This window comes from Clostridium sp. CM74B_53, assembly GCF_036318045.1.
Taxonomy (GTDB): Bacteria; Bacillota; Clostridia; order Lachnospirales; family Lachnospiraceae; genus Pilosibacter.
Window position 1 is genome coordinate 1 of record NZ_JAWQDE010000026.1, and the last position, 20,370, is coordinate 20,370.

Annotated in this window: 25 protein-coding genes and 2 pseudogenes; 1 reads left to right on the forward strand and 26 read right to left on the reverse strand. The window is 51.0% G+C overall.

The genetic code is table 11. The annotated features are described in order from the left end of the window. From V2546_RS14935 to V2546_RS15010, 16 genes and pseudogenes are all read right to left on the reverse strand, one after another. Nucleotides 1-261 (reverse strand): PrgI family protein (locus tag V2546_RS14935; RefSeq protein WP_329752742.1); only part of this gene is annotated, 261 nt, incomplete at its 3' end. 44 nt (nt 262-305) lie between these two features. Beyond that, a complete protein-coding gene (locus V2546_RS14940; protein ID WP_182435827.1) occupies nt 306-926 on the reverse strand; it encodes a DUF7007 domain-containing protein in 621 nt (206 codons plus the stop codon). 42 nt (nt 927-968) lie between these two features. Continuing rightward, nucleotides 969-1,391: a SpoVG family protein gene (locus tag V2546_RS14945; RefSeq protein ID WP_227589684.1), complete on the reverse strand. Its 423-nt coding sequence runs from the start codon at nt 1,389-1,391 to the stop codon at nt 969-971. Between the two features lie 42 nt (nt 1,392-1,433). After that, on the reverse strand, nt 1,434-1,973 hold the full coding sequence (locus V2546_RS14950; RefSeq protein WP_107001180.1) for an MT-A70 family methyltransferase: 540 nt from the start codon (nt 1,971-1,973) through the stop codon (nt 1,434-1,436). A 41-nt stretch (nt 1,974-2,014) separates the two neighbouring features. After that, nucleotides 2,015-2,881 carry a VirB6/TrbL-like conjugal transfer protein, CD1112 family gene (locus V2546_RS14955; protein WP_009901636.1) on the reverse strand — a complete coding sequence of 289 codons (867 nt, stop codon included), beginning with the start codon at nt 2,879-2,881 and terminating at the stop codon, nt 2,015-2,017. Nucleotides 2,882-2,920: 39 nt separating this feature from the next. After that, nucleotides 2,921-3,004 (reverse strand): annotated as a pseudogene (locus V2546_RS14960) (Maff2 family mobile element protein); the annotation flags it as partial. A gap of 90 nt (nt 3,005-3,094) precedes the next feature. Then, nucleotides 3,095-4,765 (reverse strand): recombinase family protein, encoded by a 1,671-nt coding sequence (locus V2546_RS14965; RefSeq protein ID WP_006060475.1) that lies wholly within the window; start codon nt 4,763-4,765, stop codon nt 3,095-3,097. Beyond that, the gene (locus tag V2546_RS14970; RefSeq protein ID WP_009256568.1) at nt 4,766-4,963 is read right to left on the reverse strand and encodes a hypothetical protein; all 198 of its coding nucleotides are present in this window, start codon (nt 4,961-4,963) and stop codon (nt 4,766-4,768) included. Between the two features lie 241 nt (nt 4,964-5,204). After that, the gene (locus V2546_RS14975; protein ID WP_038292699.1) at nt 5,205-6,542 is read right to left on the reverse strand and encodes a virulence-associated E family protein; all 1,338 of its coding nucleotides are present in this window, start codon (nt 6,540-6,542) and stop codon (nt 5,205-5,207) included. Then, nucleotides 6,511-7,155 carry a CHC2 zinc finger domain-containing protein gene (locus V2546_RS14980; RefSeq protein ID WP_009256569.1) on the reverse strand — a complete coding sequence of 215 codons (645 nt, stop codon included), beginning with the start codon at nt 7,153-7,155 and terminating at the stop codon, nt 6,511-6,513. The genes V2546_RS14975 and V2546_RS14980 overlap by 32 nt, the downstream gene beginning before the upstream one ends. 65 nt (nt 7,156-7,220) lie before the next feature. Beyond that, complete coding sequence (gene mobQ / locus V2546_RS14985) at nt 7,221-8,801, reverse strand: MobQ family relaxase (protein WP_009256570.1); 1,581 nt, start codon at nt 8,799-8,801, stop codon at nt 7,221-7,223. A 181-nt stretch (nt 8,802-8,982) separates the two neighbouring features. Beyond that, the gene (locus V2546_RS14990) at nt 8,983-9,483 is read right to left on the reverse strand and encodes a hypothetical protein (protein ID WP_004798083.1); all 501 of its coding nucleotides are present in this window, start codon (nt 9,481-9,483) and stop codon (nt 8,983-8,985) included. Between the two features lie 132 nt (nt 9,484-9,615). Further along, a complete protein-coding gene (locus V2546_RS14995) occupies nt 9,616-10,140 on the reverse strand; it encodes a hypothetical protein (RefSeq protein ID WP_009256571.1) in 525 nt (174 codons plus the stop codon). 301 nt (nt 10,141-10,441) lie between these two features. Next, complete coding sequence (locus V2546_RS15000) at nt 10,442-10,738, reverse strand: DUF3847 domain-containing protein (protein WP_005335898.1); 297 nt, start codon at nt 10,736-10,738, stop codon at nt 10,442-10,444. Beyond that, complete coding sequence (locus V2546_RS15005) at nt 10,731-11,072, reverse strand: DeoR family transcriptional regulator (protein ID WP_005335900.1); 342 nt, start codon at nt 11,070-11,072, stop codon at nt 10,731-10,733. The genes V2546_RS15000 and V2546_RS15005 overlap by 8 nt, the downstream gene beginning before the upstream one ends. Continuing rightward, nucleotides 11,069-11,257: a hypothetical protein gene (locus tag V2546_RS15010; RefSeq protein ID WP_002304353.1), complete on the reverse strand. Its 189-nt coding sequence runs from the start codon at nt 11,255-11,257 to the stop codon at nt 11,069-11,071. Before V2546_RS15010 ends, V2546_RS15005 begins: the two co-directional genes overlap by 4 nt. A 482-nt stretch (nt 11,258-11,739) precedes the next feature. Here V2546_RS15010 and V2546_RS15015 point away from each other — a divergent pair, with 482 nt between their 5' ends. Further along, a complete protein-coding gene (locus V2546_RS15015) occupies nt 11,740-12,546 on the forward strand; it encodes a helix-turn-helix domain-containing protein (protein ID WP_008372835.1) in 807 nt (268 codons plus the stop codon). Nucleotides 12,547-12,607: 61 nt separating this feature from the next. Here V2546_RS15015 and V2546_RS15020 read toward each other — a convergent pair whose 3' ends face one another. From V2546_RS15020 to V2546_RS15065, 10 genes and pseudogenes are all read right to left on the reverse strand, one after another. After that, entirely contained in the window at nt 12,608-13,570 is a 963-nt protein-coding gene (locus V2546_RS15020; protein WP_005335911.1) for a DUF3658 domain-containing protein, read from the reverse strand. A 29-nt stretch (nt 13,571-13,599) separates the two neighbouring features. Beyond that, nucleotides 13,600-13,977 carry a TnpV protein gene (locus V2546_RS15025; RefSeq protein WP_005335912.1) on the reverse strand — a complete coding sequence of 126 codons (378 nt, stop codon included), beginning with the start codon at nt 13,975-13,977 and terminating at the stop codon, nt 13,600-13,602. Further along, a complete protein-coding gene (locus V2546_RS15030; RefSeq protein ID WP_005335920.1) occupies nt 13,937-14,299 on the reverse strand; it encodes a helix-turn-helix domain-containing protein in 363 nt (120 codons plus the stop codon). Before V2546_RS15030 ends, V2546_RS15025 begins: the two co-directional genes overlap by 41 nt. A 71-nt stretch (nt 14,300-14,370) precedes the next feature. Further along, a pseudogene (locus V2546_RS15035) lies at nt 14,371-14,523 on the reverse strand (Maff2 family mobile element protein); the annotation flags it as partial. Between the two features lie 89 nt (nt 14,524-14,612). Next, entirely contained in the window at nt 14,613-16,436 is a 1,824-nt protein-coding gene (locus tag V2546_RS15040; protein WP_107001181.1) for a VirD4-like conjugal transfer protein, CD1115 family, read from the reverse strand. Next, the gene (locus tag V2546_RS15045; RefSeq protein ID WP_118530122.1) at nt 16,433-16,903 is read right to left on the reverse strand and encodes a PcfB family protein; all 471 of its coding nucleotides are present in this window, start codon (nt 16,901-16,903) and stop codon (nt 16,433-16,435) included. The genes V2546_RS15040 and V2546_RS15045 overlap by 4 nt, the downstream gene beginning before the upstream one ends. 91 nt (nt 16,904-16,994) lie before the next feature. Then, complete coding sequence (locus tag V2546_RS15050; RefSeq protein ID WP_227589682.1) at nt 16,995-18,032, reverse strand: hypothetical protein; 1,038 nt, start codon at nt 18,030-18,032, stop codon at nt 16,995-16,997. Between the two features lie 26 nt (nt 18,033-18,058). Next, the gene (locus tag V2546_RS15055; RefSeq protein WP_107001184.1) at nt 18,059-18,772 is read right to left on the reverse strand and encodes an antirestriction protein ArdA; all 714 of its coding nucleotides are present in this window, start codon (nt 18,770-18,772) and stop codon (nt 18,059-18,061) included. 4 nt (nt 18,773-18,776) lie between these two features. Continuing rightward, nucleotides 18,777-19,862, reverse strand: coding sequence for a DNA cytosine methyltransferase (locus V2546_RS15060; RefSeq protein ID WP_107001185.1), 1,086 nt, complete (start codon nt 19,860-19,862; stop codon nt 18,777-18,779). Then, nucleotides 19,849-20,205, reverse strand: a complete 357-nt coding sequence (locus tag V2546_RS15065; RefSeq protein WP_009901612.1) for a DUF7768 domain-containing protein — start codon at nt 20,203-20,205, stop codon at nt 19,849-19,851. The genes V2546_RS15060 and V2546_RS15065 overlap by 14 nt, the downstream gene beginning before the upstream one ends. Nucleotides 20,206-20,370: the final 165 nt, after the last annotated feature.

A 20,370-nucleotide genomic window follows, 5' to 3' on the forward strand; every position in this document is an offset into this window, starting at 1 on the left:
CCGGGTGCGGATGATGTTTTTCAGCACTTTTTCCAGCGGCAGACCGTCTCGTTCATACATAGCCAGAAAGAAGAACGGGAGCATGAGGCCGATCATCAGGAACATGGCGGCACTGTTCCCGATACTGTCACGGGAAAGCAGGTAGGCCGGGAGCCCCACCGCCGCTGCGCCGGAAAAACAAACAAGCTGGCGCTTCGTCAGATTGAAGGCCAGCTTTGTCTTAATTTTGGAAAGGTCTTTTGGTACTGGCACATAGGCCATTTGGGTACACCTCCTTTACTGCTTCGGGCCAGCATGGCCCGAGGTCATCTTGCGGCCTCTTTGGCCGGGGCTGTGCTGCGGGCAGCTTCGGCGGCCTTACGTCCGCTCTGCCTTGCCCGCCAGTATTCGGGATTATACTGCCGGATGGACTGGTTGAGGTTTTCTTCAAACTGCCCTTTGTCCTTAATGCGGTCAGGTATGTTCCACAGCTTTTTGTCCAACAGTTCCCGGAGCACCACACTTTCCTGCGCGTCCTCCTCATAGCAGATATAGCCCTTATCCTTGAAGCCGCACTTTTTCGCTGCTGGGGAGAGGACGGCGGCTACCTCGTTTGCCACCATCGTTCCGCCGTGGCTGGCGGTAGATACCAGAAACACCCCTGGACAGAGGGTTTCACAGCTCTGCACATCACCCCACGGGGAACTTTTCGGCGCATGGAACATTCCGCCCGTCCGGCTCCGGTCCGCCTGCATGAGCGCCGCCTTTTCCAATATGGCGCGAAGTTCCGGGGAAAAGTAGGCGTATTCCCGCAGGACACGGGCGGCCTCCCCGCCGCAGGCGTTCATCAACAGGGTATAGGCATCGCTGTCCGCTTTGGTACAGCGGCCCAGCAGTTTTCCGTCGTAATAGCAGGCCGCGTCATAGCCCGTCCGTTTGCGTGGCATGGTTCCCGCCTCCTTTCTGCTTCGGGCCAGCATGGCCCGAGGTCAACGCTCTGCGCTGCGGCTGGGCTTTTCCTTCGGAGGCCGTTCTGCCTTTGCCTGTTCGGCAGCCGCTTTTCCGGCTTTGAGCTGGTCGCTGATGGATGCACGCCCCACAGAGCCACGCTCCGCCATCTGTTCCAGCTTTGCCTCATAGGCTTGCAGAACAGCGGTGTTGAGCTGTTCCCGGAACTCCTTTGTGACAGGGTAGGCCATATCCCGGTAGCCGCCTTTGCCGTCTGGCTGGCTGGGCATCCCAAGAAAGAGCCCCTTGCTGCCCTGTACGATTTTCAGATTTTCCACCACAAAGCAGTCATTGAATTTCACGCTGGCAAAGCCCATGAGGTTTTTCACAGGTTCGATGACCCGCACGCTTACATCCAGCTTTATAGGGGCAGCTGGTGTTCCGCCCGCATTTTTTTCCTGCATGGATTTCTCCTTTCCGCTTCGGGTCAGCATGACCCGAAGCTGTTACAAGTTTACAGTGCTTTCAACTTCGTTTCCCCACACGTCCCATCCGGGCTTTTTTTCTCTGGCGAACAATTCCACTCGTGGTATATCGCCCATCAGTTCTACAATTTTCCGCCTGGCCTCGTCCGGCTTTTTACTGTGGCGCTCTATCGGGGAAACAATAAGCTGGTGAACACCGGTAGACTTACGCTTCGGATGTCCTTTTACTGCTAAAAGACAAATTTCTGCATTGCCTCTGGTCCAATACCCCAGACCGTAAAACCATGAGTAGGAGCGCCGGTTCCTCTTTATCCATACAAAAGCCACAGAACGATAAGAAAAGCCCCATGCTTTAATGACCTTTAAGGCTTCCGGCAGTTGTGGGAATGTTGCCCACAGAAACAAAACGCTGTCTTTTGCAGCCAAGTCGGCCACTGGAAGGGAACAAATTTCTTCAATACTCATAGTGGGATAATGAAGCTCTGCTGATCCCTGCCTGTTTTTCTGCTCATACCGCCACGGTGGATCTGCATAGATTATCGAAAATTTTTCTTTCGGCATGATCCTCCTTTCCGCTTCGGGTCAGCATGGCCCGAAGTCTCTTAATGGCAGCCGAAGATGGATTTTGCAAGACTGCCTGTTTTGAATAAGGTAAAACACAGCAGCACCGTATATCCCACGCAGCCCCAGATCGCCCCGATGGGGTCGCCGTCGGTGGCGATACTCTGGATCAGCACCGCATAGATTGCGACACAGACTAAGATCAACAGACCTTGAAAGCCCACCGCAAAGAGGGAGCGGAAATAGTTCTGCCCCATGTGTCCGGTTTCCCTGTTGGGGACTGTGGCAAACGGGATAGGCGCTAAACTTGTGAGTAAATAGATTTCAGTCATACGGCCATATACGATGACGAAGATCACGATATTTAAGGCAATCATGGTAAGCTGGATCAGGAAGGATTGTAGCCAGAGTCCGAACAGAGGACCCAACTCCATCGCTTCAAGTTCTGTCCGTAGACTGTCCAGCACATCCGGCGTGATCTCTGTCCCGTTCTGGATAATGCCCGCTGACTGCTGTATCACATGCTGGCTCACATCAAAGACCGCCAGCACGATATTGAAGGTATTCGTCAGGATCATCACAGCCACAAAGGTTTTGAACACCCACTTAAAAAACATCCATGTGTCAACTTCATGGAGGTTGTTGCGTTCTATGAGCATCTGTATCAGCTCATAGGTCATTACAAAAGTGAGGATGACCCCGGCGATTGGCAGGATGGCAGTTTCAGAGATCTGTCGTATCATGGAAAAGACCCCGGCGTTCCAGTCCGCCGGGGTCGTGCCGACCTGTGTGGCGATCTCGCCAACGCTCTGATTGACGTTATCGAAAAGGCCGTCCAGATTTCCCATGATACCATCGACGAGCAGACCTTTCAGCCATTCAACGATTGCGTCGATGATAAAGTCCATACATCAGCTCCTTCTGGAAAAAGGGACAACGGGTGACACTTAGCTGAACAGACCGGACAGCAGAGGGATAAGCTGAAGGCCGATCAGAACGACACCGCCGCCAGCCATGAGCTGTTTTATCCCCAATTAGGTGTAAAACTCTGCTCGATGGCGGGCGGCGGCGTACAAAAAATCTATATGGTGTTTTTAAGAGAACCGTCCCGGCGGGACAGGTCAGGCAGTGACCTGTTCCACCTCTGGGATGGGTTTGAGATTAAAATGAATTTCGATAGAAATGTGTCTTGTTTTATCTTCGTCAATGCGCTCATGCACGACGATTTCTTTGATTAAGCGGTTGAGGGTGGCTGCGTCCAGCTCTGTGATATTGGCGTATTCCTGAATGGCTTCCACCCATTGTTTTGCGTCATTGGCAAGCTGGACTTCATCGGACAGCCGCTTTCTGCCCTCGGACACTTTTGCTTTAAGCTCCGCTTGCTCGGTCTGTGTCTTTTCCAGCATGGTGTTGAAATTCTGTTCACTGATACGCCCTGCAATCATATCCTCATAAAGCCGCATTACCATTTTGTCCAGAACCTCAATCCGTTCCTCGTCCCTTGTGAGGGAGCGTTCCATTGCTTCCCGCTGTTCCCGCTGCTCGGCTTCACAGGTATTGGTCAAGCGGTCGGCAACCGCTTCCCCGTCCATCAGGGCGGCTCTGGCACATTCCCGGATTTTCCGCAGCACATGGCTGTAAAGGGTGTCATAATCAATCCGGTGCTGGGTGCAGTGGTTCTTTCCAAAGGCATTGTAGGTTTTGCAGGAGTAAATCTGCTGGGGATGTTTTGCGTTTGTGTAGCGTATCGTCAGTGACTTCCCACACTCACCGCATTTTATCAGTCCGGCAAACAGGCTGATTTCATTGGTCTGCCCCGGACGCTGGCGGGATTTCAGCTTGTTCTGCACAATGTCAAAGCTCATGCGGTCAATCAGCGGTTCATGCTGTCCCTCCACCACAATCCAGTCCTCCGGCTTCTTTTCCCCAATCGTGCCGATTTTGAAACGGTAGTCCTTTTTCTGGGAAGCAATCGCCCCGGTGTAGACGGGATTCATCAAAAGGTCTTTGATAACGGAGAAGTCCCACATATACCGCCCGTTTTCCGGGTCTTTCTTTTCCCATTTGGTGCGGGTATTGCGAAGCCCCCGTTCCCGGTTCCACCATGTGGGGCAGGGGATTTTTTCTTCCTCCAGCCGTCTGCGGATATAGTTCGGACCATGACCGTTTAGGGCATATCCGAAAATCAGCCGCACAATCGGGGCGGTTTCCTCGTCAATGAGCAGATGGTTTTTGTCCTCCGGGTCTTTCCGATACCCGAACGGGGCAAGACACCCGGTAAACTGTCCTTTCTGCGCTTTCAGAAGATAAGAGGAATGGACTTTCTTGGAAATATCCTTGCTGTACATCTCGTTCAGGATATTCTTGAACGGGGCAATATCGTTGTTATCCCGCAGGGTGTCGATACCGTCATTCATGGCGATATAGCGGACACCATTTCTTGGGAAAAAGTCCTCAATCAAATGCCCGGTTTGCAGATAGTTACGCCCCAGTCGGCTGAGGTCTTTCGTGATGACAAGGTTGATTTGCCTGCGCTCAATGGCTCTCAACATTCTCTGTAAATCAGGACGCTCCATATTAAGACCTGTGAAGCCATCGTCCTGATAGACTGCCACAACCTCCCATCCCTGCTTTTCGCAGTATTTTTCCAGCATATCACGCTGGTTTGCGATACTGGCACTTTCGCCTTGCAGGTCATCGTCCTTTGACAGTCTGCAATAGACCGCTGCACGATAGCCCCCGGCAAGTGCCGAACCGATTGTTCTGTATTCCATTTCGTTCATCATAGCCATTTACCCACACAATCCAGACGGTATCTGGCTCTTTTGAACCTCATCTTCATTATACTTCATATCTTTCTTTTTAGCAAGATATTCTTTTGTATTCGTCTTGCTGTATTTCTGGGAAATCAGGCTGACGAACACATCGGTGGCGTCCAGCTCCCCGTCAAATACAGTAGTCACATGAATTTCTGTTTTGTTTTTTGCCATAGGCAGTTATCCTCCATACATGAAAATAGCCAGACAGAGGGTGTCGGCAACGAAGTCCGGCAACGGGCTTCAAAAGACCTTGCAAACAATCTCAATCTGGCGATGGTTACTATTTATACTTTTCTTTTATTTTTCTGTTGTTTTGGTTGTCATAGGGGAGAAAAGCCGATAGTTTCGGGATTTTCCCCGGCAACCGGCTCGGCAACGGGATAGCAACAGGGGGTGCAACGGGCTGCCATTTTCAGAACGGAAGCTCCATCTGTTCTGTGACCTCCACAAAACCGTCCATCGTTTTTTCAGACGGGTTGCCGGAGTCCGTTGCCGGGTTTTCACGCTCCCAGCCCTTTTGTCTGCCGTATTCGGAAAACATTCTTGGATTCGGAAAGTACCGCCAGCGGTCAATGCATTGGTTCATAATCTCATTGATTTCCCGTATTTCCCATTGCTTCGGCTCGTCAAAGGCATGGTTCAAAGCTTCCTTGTAGAGCTGCTTGGAGCAGACCATGCTCCCGGTGTACTTATCAAGATACGCCTGTATCATCCCGGCTTTGGTGTCCTCCGGCATAAAATCCCGCTGGTGTTCTTTGAGATACCGCTGCATGGCAGGGCTGAAAGCCAGCTTGAACCTGCCGCTTCTGTAAATTTCCATCGCTTCTGCCCACATCTGCTCGATATAGGCTCTGGAAGCGGCTTCGTCCTCCAAAATGTGAACCTCGGCTTGCTCCGGGTACACCATGACGGGGATAAAGCGGCGGTTGCCGGAACGGTCAAGGGGCAGGAAGTCAAGGGCATTGGAAGTGCCGCCAAACACGCACTGACGGGGGCGGTCTGCTGGGTGGGTTTCATAGGGTATCTTGTAAACCTCTTTCTGTCGGCTTAAAAATGACTTGATTTCCTCAATGCTCTTGGCGTTGGCGGTTGCCATCATTTCCGACATTTCGATAATCCAGTGACCTTGCAGCTTGCGGTACACATTGTCATCGTCCAGCTTCCGCAAATCATCGGAGAACCACTCGTCCCGGACTGCCAGCAGACGGAAGAAGGTGGACTTGCCAGCCCCCTGACCGCCTACCAGACAGAGCATGATTTCAAATTTGCATCCCGGCTGAAAGGCTCGTGAGATTGCACCCAGCAGGAACAGCTTCAACGCTTCATAGGTGTAATCGTCTGCGTCAGCCCCCAGAAAGTGCCGCAGACAGAAGCGGATTCGTTCTGTCCCGTCCCACACCAGGGTATTGAGATAGTCCCGGATGGGGTGGTACTTGTTTTCATTCGCCACAATCCCGATGGCATTATCAATCTTTTTCTCATTGGTAAGCCCATAGGTTTCTTCCAGATAGAGAAGCAGATACTTCATATCCGTATCGTTCAGGGCTGTGCTTTCTCTGTGGAAGCCAATGGGCTTTATGATGTCCTTGCGGTCAGTCAGGATGTTGTATGCGATAGCCCCGGAAAGCAGCGGGTCACGCTGGAATACGGTCAGGCAGTTCCGTATGCTCTGACGGACACCGCCTTTCTCGGTAGTTTCCAGCCCCGCCTTGATTTCCTCAATGCTCTGGGGCGGCTGCATAGCGTTCATGGTGTTTTTTAGTTCTTGCTGCGTCTGCGGCTGCAAGCTCTGCCATTCGTTGTTCAAGCTGTATCACATCCTTTCCGTAGTCCGTAATCAAAGCCGCTTTTTCCTCTGTCTCCCCGAACAGCAGCACATCCAGCAGATATTCCACTTGGGCTTGCTTCTGTAAGGCTTCCACAAACCGGGGATGAACGGCTTCCTCCGGGGAGTGCGGGACATAATCCTTTCTCCATGCCCTAAGCAGGTGGAGATAATCGGCAAGGATACGGAAGCAGCGGTTCTTTGCTTCCTGAAACTGTTCCTCCGGGGATTTCTGCCGGGGCTTGGGCTTTTTTACCTTTCCCGGCGGCTTCCAGTCCTCATAAGAAAGCCCGAAGTCATTTGCCAGTTGTACGGCGGCTTCTTTCTTTCCCAGCCCATACAGGGCGGCGACAAAATCAATCACATCCCCATCCGCACCGCAGCCGAAGCAGTGGTAACGCCGATCCAGCTTCATGCTTGGGGTTTTATCATTATGGAACGGGCAGCAAGCCATCCCGTTCCGCCCTACATGGATTCCATAATGCTCCGCAGCCTGTCTTGTTGTGACGGACTGCTTCACAGCTTCAAATACATTCAAATCTATCCCTCCTTGAAAATAAGAAAAGCACCTGACATTCTCTGATTGAAAATGGCAAGTGCCTGTTAAAGTTCCATATCCTGTTGTCTGTGTTTCGCCTGTGCCGGGGCGGTTCTTTGTGCTTTTTTCTCGTCTGCCTTATCCTGCAAGACTTCTTTGATAGGCTGTTTCTTGGGCGGCTCTTTGCTTTCTTCTGTGCCGGGGGTGGCTTTCCGTACCCAGTAGCGAATGTCCCGCAGCTTCTTCAAATCCTCCTGTACCTCGGTCAGCGGTATTTTCAGGGCTGCAATTTCTTCCAGAAGCGTTTCCTGCTCCTCTTGCAGCTCCTTTTGGGTACTGTCCTTATCGTCCGGGTGCTTGGCAAGGTAGGCGGCGGCTTTCGCATACCGGGCAACCTCCGGGTGTTCCTGTTTGAATTTCTCCTTTGTTTTCTTAAAAAATATCTTCTGGTACTTCTCATAGACAGGCTTACATTCCTTGCAGTCTGTCCGGCTGGCAAGAATCCCGTCAATCACTTTGCTGCGGGCTTCCTTTGGCTTCATCTGATTGCGGTAATCTGCGGCTGATTTCCCGGAAGATTCCAGAAATGCTTCTAAGTCCTCCACAGTGGAAAGCCCCTTTTGCCGGAGATAGGACAGGGCTTCGCTGACTGCCTTTAAGTCCTGTGAAGTCCCCCGGTTCTGTCCAGCCCTTGTCCAGTCCTTCCGTTCTTCCTTTCGTATCTCCATATACTTCATCAGCAGATTGGGAAGAAGTGTCGCTTCCTCCGCCGCTTTTTGTGCAAGCAACTCCTTCCGTTTTTCTCCCAGCTCGGCAATCCAGCCTTTGAGGTTGTGGATAAGCTGCCGGATGGACTTCATCAGGCGGTTGGCGGCTCTGATTTCCCGGTTCAGGTTTCCGATATTCGTCTGGATACCACGCTTTTCCATCTGCCGGACAGCCGCTCCCTCATGGACAGTGGGGACTATATCAAACCCCTGTCTGGCATAGGAACGCAAGTCCACACGCTCCGGGCGGTCATTGGCTTCCAGATAGCGGTTCTGGATGACCTCCCATTCATGCCGCCAGATTTCACAATATTTCTGGTCGTTCCAGTCCACCGTATCCTCCTTGTGGCTTTTCCACCTGCCAGATGGCAGCTTTATCCGTTCCCCATTCTCGTCAAGGTCATAAACCTTGCGGCTCTTGGGAAGCCATTTCCCATGTTCGTCCATTGCCCTCATAGTCAGCAGGACATGGGCGTGGGGATTGTGTCCCGGCGGATGGGGGTCATGGATGGCAAAGTCAGCAATCATGCCTTTGGAAACAAACTGCTTCTGGCAAAACTCCCGGACAAGGACAGCATACTGGTCGGGCGGTATCTCTCTGGGGATGGTAAGCACCCACCGCCTTGCAAGCTGGGAGTTCCATTGTTTTTCCACCGCTTCGGCGGCGTTCCACAAAGTATTGCGGTCTGCATATTCCTGTGGGGCATTAGGTGGGAGCAGGATTTCATTGTGGACGATACCACGCTTTTCCGGGTAGTGCTTCACTTGCTGGTCATATTCACAGAACAGTTTTTCGCCACTCTGGTAAGCAGCGGCGGCAACCGCAGACTGCCGCTGGCTGCGCTGAACAATCGTGATTTCGTTGTGTGGACAGGGCATTTCGTGTCCCTCCTTTCGCTAATTGGTGGACGGGGTGGCGTTTTACCACCTCATTTTGGGCAGAAAAAAGCAGGAGACCTTTTTCAGATTTCCTGCTCGGTGTGCCGCTATGTGGGCGGCGGGTATTTAATTGTAAAAGTTCGGGGCAAGTTGACCCGATGTGAAGCTGACAAACTTGAATTTATTTTGGCAAATCATCTTCCGCTTTAAAATTCACATTACTGTCATCGATCGAGATTGTGATCGTGTAGTTATAGATTATACCATCTTCTGTTTCCAGCCTAAATGTTACCGCACCACCTCCGAGATACTGAAAATCAGGTTCGTCAGACATTCTTGCATATGTGCCATACTGTTGAAAGTATCCGTCTGCATCAAAGAACGCAACATTGCTTGTTTGCTCCTTATCGTTCCGGAAGAGTACTGCACCAACACGGTCACTAGCATGATCTGGAATTAAAACACAGTCTATGTATTCCCAATCTGTTTCTTGCACAAGAGAGAACATCGACACAATATCTTGTTCAGACCAGATTTTTCCTCCATTCAGATTACTGATATCTGTATTCTGAACCGGATTGCTGGCAGAATCTGATGTTTCTGGCATGGCGTCTTTGCTGCTGCAGGCGGACATTCCTAATACACAAACCGTCATGAAAATAAAAAGCAATGCTCTCTTCATATGAACACCTCCTCAAATCCCGATTGTTCTAATCTTTTTTACGCCCACCTTCTTGCCCTTCGGACAAGAAGTATCCCTCGCTCAAAGAGCTCGGTCAATTCCGATTTTCTCAATTCTCCAAACTTGAATTTGTCAAAGAGGATTATTCCAATATTCCACAGTATTTCTATTTACATCATAAAAAGTAATATTACCCGCATTTATAGGCAAGACAATCGCAAAAGGTTTATTGCGGTCAATATCAACCACTTGAATTGTGTTGCCATCATCTATTTCAAGTTGTTGCACCTGCTGTTGATTCATAGAAATAAATGCTCGTTCATTATATCCCTCTACAGTAAACTCCACAATTCCTCTTTGAATCCCCGAAAGAGTTCCACCTCCACGGAAAAAATATCCGAAGGAAAGTCCTGGACGATTGACATAGACGGAAAAAGTGTGGTCGCTCATGTCTTGAGAATAAGAAATATAAGCAGCCATCGTGTTAGAAACGCTTCCATCGAGCGTCCAATCATCTTTAATCTTCTGCGATGAACGAATATCCGTTTCCAAATTGGTCGAAGTCATACCGATGTTATTGTTTGCATAAAGAAATCCAACGAATAAAATGCAAACTAAAACAATCCCTATCACAATTTTAAGAAATCTCTTTTTCATGCTATCAAAACTCCTTGCCAAATTCCGATTTGTTGTCATCTTCATTATACTTCATCGCCTATCGAAAAGATAGCGTATTTTATGAAACTTGTCGGCTGGGAACAACTTGCAACGCAAAGTGTCCCCAGATGGCAAGTCCACAAAAGGGTAGCTGGCTGCAGCCAGCGCAGGGGAAGTGTAGCGTCCCCTGTATGATTTGGAGCAGACCATGACTGCGGAAAATCACAGCCCTCCGGCGAGGAGCCTTCGGAGAACGCAATGCACCAACCTCTGGGTGGTGTATAATTGCGCCCTTAGTAAACTAAGGGGTTTCCGGCTTCTCCCGTTCCAGCAGTTTTTTCAATATATCTTGCGTGTCCTGCCTGTGAAAAATGAGTTTCAGCAACAGCATGACATCATCGTCCGTCAGGCGTTCCGGCTCTTGCAGAAAACTTTCCAGCATACCGCCACGAGTACAGAGCCGGTGCGTCCGTTCCTTTCGGGTAAGCTGCTTCAACTGGTGCTGCAATGCCTTTTCATCATTGATGGCTTTCCGCAGTTTCTTTTCGCTTTTCTCCAACTCCCGGTTGAGCTTTCCCAGCTTTGAGGTATCAGGCAAGGGTAGCGCCCTCCTTTCCCGGTATCAGCACATAAATCCTGTTCGGTTCTCCCACGCCCTGACGCACCCGCATGATAAGTCCGGCGGTTTCCAGTTCATTCAAAGAACGCTTGACCGTCATGAGGCTGCGGGACAGGACTGCGGCAATGGCTGTGATAGGGAAGCAGACAAAAAGAATCCCGTTCTCGTCCGCCTGCCCTCTGAAAAGCATAGCGTCCAACATCCGGCAGTACATGACCTTTGCGGTGCTGCTGACTGGAAATCCTGTCAACGCTCTGGGAAATGGCATACAGGGCGGCAATGGTGTGTCTATCGTCATAAATTCAAAATTCATTCGGTGTGTTCCTCCTTTTTCTTTGCTCGTTTGGATAAATAACGGGGGCAGTCAATCACAACCGCCCGGAAGCTCTGCTTGCACCCATGCTGGCATTTCCGGCATAATTCGTTGTAAGTGACACGCCCCCGGTCATTGAGGTAAAAGGAAAGCTCATGCTTCCGCTTTTTGCTCATTCTCGGCATGTTACGTTTCCTCCCGTTTTCGTGTATGGTTTCGGGGCGATTTTCGGCAAAATTACAGCCATAGAGCCGCTTAAAATCTCCCGAAGTCTCAGCGATAGGGTAGACTATCTCCCTATCAAATTGTCGTGTTTCGGTATCATTTCGGTGTCAGTTCGCCAGTTCTCCCCGGTGTCGTTCCTCCCCTGAATCTCACAGCGGCGTATCGCTCCCTTTGGTACGCTCGTTTCGGTCAGGGTTCCTCCATATCCCTGCCAAAAGTCATGGCGCTACATCGCCGGGGAAGCATATCCCACACAGGCTGGTCATTCGATTGGAATAATCCATCGATGAACTACCTGTATCATAGAACATTTTTGTGCCCTGTGCCGTATATCCACAAAGTAGGAATCAGGGGGAAAATCAGAAATTTCCACGATTGCGGAAAGTGTGATATAATCCAGTTAAACGGCAGAAATAAAACCACCGGAAAGGAGCGTGCGCCCATGAAAGTTGCAACAAGCATACAGGAACGCCTTTGGGAACTCCGCAAAGACAAAGGCTTAAATCTGGAAGAACTATCAAAGCTGACGGGCATTTCTAAATCAGCCCTTGGCAGTTATGAAAAAGAGGATTATAAGGAAATCAATCATGGCAACCTTATCACGCTGGCAGACTTCTATGGGGTTTCCGTCGATTATCTGCTGTGCCGGACAGAGAACAGGGAGCAGATCAACACGCCACTGACGGAGCTGCATTTGAACGATGAGATGGTGGCACTGCTGAAAAGCGGTCGGATTAACAACCGTCTGCTCTGCGAACTTGCCACCCATAAGGACTTTATCAAGTTTCTTGCGGACATTGAGATTTATGTGGACGGGATTGCCACCATGCAAATCCAAAATCTCAACTCCCTTGTTGATACCGTCCGGCATGAAATTATTGAACGGTATCGCCCCGGCGAAGATGACCCGCATTTGAAGGTGCTGCAAGCCGCACATATCAGTGATGATGAGTATTTCAGTCACATGGTTCTGGATGACCTCAACCTGATTATCCGGGATATTCGGGAATTCCACAAAAAGGACAGCGAGAGTGCGCCCCAAACTACCGTTGCCGATGAACTGAAAGAAAATCTGGAAGCGGTCGAAAATTTCAAGGGCAGTCGAGATGAAAAACTGGTTATCCTTTACTGCAAGCAGCTTGGTATCAACTATAAAAACCTGTCAGAAGAAGAATTTCGCTGGTTCATTCGTATTCTCAAAAAATCAAAGAAAATGGGAACGCCTATCAGCCAGAGGAAAAAACGGTAAAGGAAAACCGCTGTTGCATGGTTTGTTGGATTCCATGTAGCAGCGGTTTGTGCTGTGGTTATTATTTCATTCGTTTTCTTAATATTCGGCGATAATTTGTTTCTCCCTTTGGTGCGTCCTGTATAATTTCCAACACACCATCTTCAAGCATTTTATCAATGCGATTGGAAATCCATACATCACTAATTCCAAGTTGATATTTTCCTAAAACATTACCTATGACAATAGCCATTTTGAATTGCTCTGGCTGTTCCGCAATTTCACGAAGAATGAAACTATCATATATATCTTCTGAAACGCTTTGCAATTTACCATTTAACATTGCACGCAAAGGTGCATTTTCATTTTGAAGTTGATTCCATTTCATAGTACAAGCTGAAAGAAATACAGGATTAGCTTTCTCTTGTAGAGTTATATAGTTTCCCCATTCGCCAGGAGAGACCTCGCCCCATGCTATTTTGGATGTCATAGTATTTTCTTTTCCATATTCCCATGTAGGTAACTTAACCAAATAAATTGTTGTCTGGCAGTTTAATGGTTGAAGTTGTTTCATAAGCCAATACATACCACAAAGCTCATCTGGATTATAGCTATACCAAATGCGAATTTCTTCCCCAGCTACATATCGTTCAATCACTGAGGTCAATGTAGTTTTAATTTTCTGTATTTTTTCTTCAACCTGATAATCTAAATCCTCTACAAAGCAGACAGACAGCATTTTCTTGAAAATATTTTTCCGCTGTTCGCCAATTCCATTATCAGAAATATCTCCCACACTAAGAGCCATATCAAAACAATAAACATCACTGCTCTTGCCTCCCAATGGAATAGCATTCTCCCAAGCAATGCGTTCTTGTTCCTGTGCTTGAAGCTGTGCCTTTTTCATTTCATCTGAAGATGGAACACTCCCGTCTTCGTGCCTCATAAATATTGAAACAGCACTTCCTCTATACTTTCCCTTGCCGTAAGTTTGGGCAATTTTCAAACTTCCACAGGCACTTTCACCAAATACAATTTCAATCATCTTATATACCTCCGATTTAATTGCTCCCGTTATGAATAAATCATCTCATACAAAACAATTTCTTCTGCCCTGTTGTGAATGTTATTGCAACGCTGCACCCATTCCATTTGTCGGGTACACTTCAATTCCTCTGTCACGCCCTCGGTAGCTTTCATCTGCTCCATGATAGTGTCTAACCGTTTTTGTGCCTGTTCATTCAGGTCTGCAAGATATGTCAACAATTCTCCGGTCAGTATCAATGTATTCAATCTGGCTGGGTGGACTTCTCTTAAATATTCCCGGTGCATTCGTCCGTACTTTCCGATAGGGCGGTGTTCCTCCGGCAGTTTCAAGCCTGGAATGTAGTAATCTCCGACAAGGATATAATCAATTCCGTTTTCCGTTATTCTTGGTTTCAATTCGCTCATGTTCCTTACCTCCTGTGGAAGCAGGCTCGTCTGGTACTAACTCAATCACATCAGTAATCTCACAATTCAGAGTTTCACAGATACGGGCTAATGTATCCATGCTGATGTGCTTTCCCTCTTTGCTCATGTTGGCAATCATATTTGTTGTCATACCAGCAGCAAGCCTTAAATCCTCTTTTCTCATATCACGCTCTAACAGTGTGTGCCAGAGTGGTTTATAGCTGATGTGCATATTGTTTTCCTGCCTTTCTATCCATACCACCGGGGCGGTTGCCCCGGCAGGAACTTTTCTCTTATTATAACACCAATCTTGTGAAATCACAATTTATTCTTGTAGCCTGCCGCTGATACCGTCTGGATTGTGCATTCCCTTTCTTTTTGTTCCCTTTAATTAGCCATGAACTGCTTAATGCCCTGTGATTTTGCCGCAGGGTTATCCGACCCGTAACCTTCCAGAAGGTTGATGACGCCCCATACCGCCAGACCGGCGCCAAGAGCCATGACCAGAATTTTGAGAATGTCGATTGCCTGATTGAAAAATTCCATATACGTTCCTCCATTTTGTTTGTTTGATGGTTTTGGGTACAAAAAAAGCCGCCCACATCGGCGGCGCTTCGGGTCATCATGGCCCGAAGTTACACAAACTCGTCGCTGTCCAGATCATCGAAGTTCAACAGGTCAGCTTCTTCGTCCGTGTCGGAGCCGTCCACTTCGTACACCGTGTATTCGTCCTCCGGCTTTAGTCTCAATGGCCGGTGGCGGAACAGGCTTTCCAAGCGGAAGGCGTTTTTCTTTTTATCAAATTCGGCTGTGTACTTGTAATTCGGGTGCTTTTTCAAGTCATACTTCGGGGACAGGAAGGGTGGGAGCCCTCTAAGCTGCAAGATACATTTATCCCCGGGCATGGTGGTGATCTCGCTGGTGGTCATCAGCTCCCGGCCAAGCCGCTGCATATTCTGGCTGTAACTTTCAGACTGTCCACGGCTGCGGCCCTCGGTCTGCATGGAAATGGTGGCCTTGCCCAGCCAGTTTTCCGAAATATCCTTTAGGGTGGAAGCCTCCCGGCCTCCGAGGAACACGATACTGTCCATGTTTCCCATGATGGTTTCGGAATGGTCTTTGTACAATGCCTTGCACTGGCTCATTGCCTGATAAAAAAGCGTCAGGCTGATCTCACGGGAGCGGATGACAGCCACGATTTTTTCCAGCCCCGGCACCTGTCCGGTATTGGCTGCCTCGTCCCACAGCACCCGCACATGGTAGGGCAGACGCCCGCCATAGGTGTTGTCAGCCCGTTCACACAGAAGGTTGAACATCTGCGAAAAAGCGAGGGCAACCAAAAAGTTGTAGGTGGTGTCCGTGTCGCTGATAAGAAAGAACAGCGCTGATTTTTCGTCCCCCAGCTTATCAAGCTCCAGCTCGTCATAGGACATGATCTCCCGGAGCTGTGGAATGTCAAAGGGAGCCAGCCTTGCACCGCAGGAAATCAAAATGCTTTTGGCTGTCTTGCCGCTGGCGAGCTTGTATTTCTTATACTGCCTCACGGCGAAGTGCTGGGGGCTGCGGCGTTCCAGCCCGTCAAACATATAGTCCACCGCATTTTTGAAGGTTTCGTCATCCTCCCGGACTTCCATGCTGTTTATCATTTCCACCAGCGTATTCATGTTGCGTTCTTCCTCCGGCCCCTCAAACACGATGTAGGCCACAAGGGCGCAGTACAAGAGGGTTTCGGCTTTAGTCCAGAACTCGTCGCCCTCCTTGCCGTCGCCTTTGGTATTGGCAATCAGGGCGGTAACGAATTTCAAAACATCGCTTTCCGTCTTGATATAGGCCAGCGGATTGTAGTGCATGGATTTGGAGAAGTCGATACTGTTGAACACCCGCACCCTGTATTTTTCCCTTTGCAGGAACCGCCCGCACTGGTCGAGGGTGCCGCCCTTCGGGTCTACCACCACATACGAGGAATGGGCTTGAAGGAGCTGCGGGGTCAGCCAGAACCTTGTCTTTCCCGAGCCGGACGAGCCGATGACACAGGCGTTTAGGTTCCGGGCATTGGCAGGTACCTTCGGACGGGTGTTCATGGTAAGGAACTCCGTCCCGGTTAAAATGACATTGTTCTGAAATTTAGGGTCTACAAACGGCTTTATATCCTCCTTTGTTCCAAAGCGGGCGGTGCCGTACTCCGCATCCCGCCGGAATTTTTTTGCCTTCCTGATCTTTGACTGTATCAGCAGATACATCCCAGCCGCACCGGCAAGGCCCACCAGCAGGTCAATACCGCCCAGCCCCGGCCAGTAGGTTTCAAAGGCTTTCGGGAAGGTGTCGAGCATCCCCATGAGCTTTGTCCCGAAGTCTGTGCCGGGTGCAGTCCGGTAGGCCGTCCCGATTTTGGAAAAAAACCAGAACACAAAGAGGTACGGCAGGTTGGGGAGCACATATTTTCTGATCTTGTCACTCAACGTCCGTCCTTCACCGCCTCTCTGGTCCGCTGCTTCTCCTTTGCCTGCGTCCTGATCTGCTCCGTGAATTTCCGAAGCTGGCCGAGGATAGAAGGCTTGTCCTGCTTTTTGTCCAGCACCTTTGCACTGTACTTCTGGAAGGCCGCCGTGATAGCGTCCGCCTGATTGGCTTTGAAAAACAGCAGGTAATGGCCGGGGCTCACTTTATGGAAAGCGTAGTCCACATGGAACTCCTTCGCGATCCGGTCAAAATCCTTCGGGGCTCCCACATAGGGCATGGCGCTTTTGCCGCCATAGTGGTTCATCAGCTTTTTCACACTCTGGCGTCCCTGTGGGGTCAGCGCCTTCCGGTGGTGCTTTTGCAGCGTCCGCACCACCTTCCCAAGAGCGGCAGCCAGCACTTTTCCCGTGAGCTTCGTTGTCCTGATCGAAAGGGCAACCGTTTTTTGGTTTACTTCTTCCTGCATAAAACCTCCTTTCCGTCGGGGTTCCCGCTATCCGGGAGGCCCCCGTACAATCTCGGGGAACAGAAAGCCTCGGGCCAATGTGGCCCGAGGCTTACCGCTCGGCATCCCTGCCGGACGGAGCTTTCTTTTCCGGCTCCGTCTGGACTTTTTCGCCCTGTTCCCGCATGGTCTGCAAGATAGAGGGCTTCTTTTGAAGCTGGGAGGGCTTTTCGCCGGACAGCGGCTTGATACATTCCAGCCGGTCAGCCGCCCGGATGGCGTTGTCCGTGAGCTGCCTCTGCCATGCACCCACGCTGGGAGCCCAACGAAAGCCGCTGCTTTTCAGCTCGGCCCGGGTGTCCGCGTCAGGCTTTCCGTCAAAGAACACCTGCAAGCGGTTGTCCTCCCGGTTCATTTCCACACGACCCCCATCGAACTCCCAGCCGGAAAATTCCTGCTGTGCCTGTTTGGAAAGCTGTTCGATACGGGCCTTTACCCGGCGGATCTCCGCGTTGTTGTTGGTAAGCTGGTAGCTTTCAAAGGGCCTCGGGTCGCTCCGCCAGCTTGACGCCATGCTTGCTTTCAGCTTTTCGATCTGGTCCGGCGACAGCAGCGCACAGCCATCCAGTTTGCCATGCTTGCGGTAATAGGCGTTGACCTCCTTCATAATGAGCTGGGAGCGTTCCAGCCCGTCCAGCTTCTTCTGGAGCTTTTCAATCGCTGCCGGGTCATCGGCGCTGATCCCGCCCATGCCGGTACTGCGTATCTTATCCAGCAGCCCTTGAATATACTGCCATTCCTCCATGTTGCTGTCCCGGGCCCGGTTCTGTTTTTCCTTCTTCCCCACCGGGAAATTGGCAGGTCCGGCGATCATCACAGAGGGAACCCTTGCGTCAATGGCAAAGCCCTGGTTCATGTTTTCAGCCAGCTTTCGGGCATAGGTGTCTAACAAATGGTCGATCTTCTCATGGTACATGGGGGCCACCCGGGATTTCTGCTTTTCCGCTATGGCGGCGGCCTTGTCCACCATTGCCCGGTATTCCGCCGTTGCGCTCCCTTCCTTGTAGTCGGAAAAGCTGTTCATTTCTTTTGCCCGGCGGGCGGCTCCTTCATTGATAGGGTAATAGTTGATGGTATGCACCTCCTTCATGCTTCGGGCCATGCTGGCCCGAAGTCCTACCGTTCTTCATGGGAAGGCCCCGCCTTGTCCTTTTTCGGAGCGGGCGGGGCTTCTTGAAACCGTTTGAGTGCAACGAGAATGGAGTGGACAGGTTCGGCCTTTTCAGGATAGGCAAATATCCGGTGTTCCGGCGGAATGTCCTGCGGCCCGTGGTAATACTCCTTGAAGCCCTCCGGGACTGCCGACACATATCCACCGGGAGCGAATACGCCGCCCTCGTTGATACGCACATCCCGCCCGTATGCTTCATAATCGAAGTAGTTCTGAATGTGCTCCGGTATGTCGATGGTCCCAAGCTCGTCGGCGTAAAGGCGGCCCAGCCCTTCATCATCGGAAATATCCGGGTAAAAGCGGTAAAGGTCAAGGTTCTGCGTCAGGTTTATCAAATCCTTCACGCTCCGTGTGTGGTTTCCCAAGACAAGAGCGGCTTCAAAGGTTTCCAGTCCGCCCTTATCCCGTACTTCCAGCAGGGCGTGGCCCAGCTCGTTCAGCTCGTCGATGTTCTCACATTCGTAGAGATGATCGTAGAGCCCCAGCACATCGCTGTCAAAGCTGGTAAAGAACACTTCGCTGTACCGTTTCCCGTCTATCCCGATTTTGGCAAGGGCGGCCTGCAACTCCTGTGTCGTCGTGGGGAAATGTACCGTTGTCCCTACCTCAATCCCCATCAAGGGGTACAGGGCGGTGTTGGTTATATAGGCTTCAAACATGGGCTCATTCCTCCTTTCCGGCCCGGTCAGCCAGCACCTCATAGATCCCGGCCATAATGTAATCGGCGCAAGGGAGGGCAATCGCGTTCCCCAGCGCCTTGTAGCGTTGCAGAGGCCGGATCTCCACGCCGTCCGCCCCGTACTTTGTCCAGCCCTCTGGCAGCCCCATCAGCCGTTCGCTTTCCGTTTCCGTCAGAAAACGGATACAGCCGCCCTCCGGGTCGCCCTCATACCAGAAGGCGAAGGGCGTCACGTCACTGGCTAAAAGAGTGGGAAAAGGGTCAGTTGGTAATCCGAAGCTGTTTCGGAAGGCCGTTTCTTCCTGCCTTTTTGCCGCTCCCCGCATACGGAAGCACTGAAAGGGGTGGATGACTGGTATCTGCCGCCCTGTTTCAAAAGAAGCTGTTCGATCTCCTTCGGCGGCGGCCCGCCCGCCCTCTCCGCAAGGCGGAGGAAGTGGGAGCATTGGACGGGGCTTAAATAGTATGTCTGCGGCACGTCTGCCTCCAAAATCCGCCACGACGAAAATCCGCTGCCTTCGTGCCAGCCTTCGGGTGCCTGCCCAATACTGGGCGTCCATGAGCCGCCAGCACACATCAGGCGTTCCCCCTCGCACCATTCCGGCATTTCCCCATCTTCCCGAAGGAGGCATTGGAACTTCGGTGTCCGAGAAGGCGGATAGGACGGCTCTAAAGTCCATCCGGTCATTTGTAGAAAACGCTCCCATGACGTTTTCCCAAACAGCGATAGCTGGATATAGGTTATCAGTAGCATCCCTCATTTCCTGTATGATACGAAACGCCTGATAGAACAGGCTTGATTTTGCCCCGGCAAGGCCGGAGCGGTTGCCGATCAGAGAAAGGTTCTGACAGGGGGAACCGAAGGTTATCACATGGACCGGCGGGATTTTCCCGCCGTCCACCTTCGTAATATCTCCCAAATGCGCCATATCGGGAAAGTGCCTTTTGGTTATGGAGATGGGCGCTTTTTCAATCTCGCTGGCCCAGACCGGACGGATACCGCACCGGGAAGCAGCCAGAGGGAACACGCCGATCCCGTCGAAAAGGCTCCCCAGCTTAATGTCCGGCATGGCCCGGGGTGCCGTGTCCCTTCACGGCAAGCACCCCTTCCAGCGTTGTCGCCGCAATGCCCAGCCGTCCGGCAACCGCAATATCGTTTTTCACATCCTCGTCCACAACGCTGCCGCAGACGATCAGGGTATGAGAACGCCGCAGCATATCCCGGCGCATATCAATCCCGGCCTTATGTTCCTCGGGAACGCTGTCATTCAAAAACAGCGGCAGGTACAAGAGCGGGCAGATCGGGGAAAAGCCCGCCTCATAAGCAAGGCGGCAGTAGTGAGCCGCCAGCTCCATATCAACATCCGGCTCGCCGCTCCATGCGGCGGTCAGGTACGCTAAAGGTCGTTTCATTGGTTGAGCCTCCATTTCTGTTTTGGTTTAGGGAAAAGCAAGAGTTCGCCCAATCCCTCCGCCCCTTCCCCCGGGAAGGGGAACGGCTCTGGAGAATTTATATCCCCGTCGCTTGACCGGGAAAAAGCATAACCGGGAGAAATCCGTCAAGGGTGCCTCTGGCAC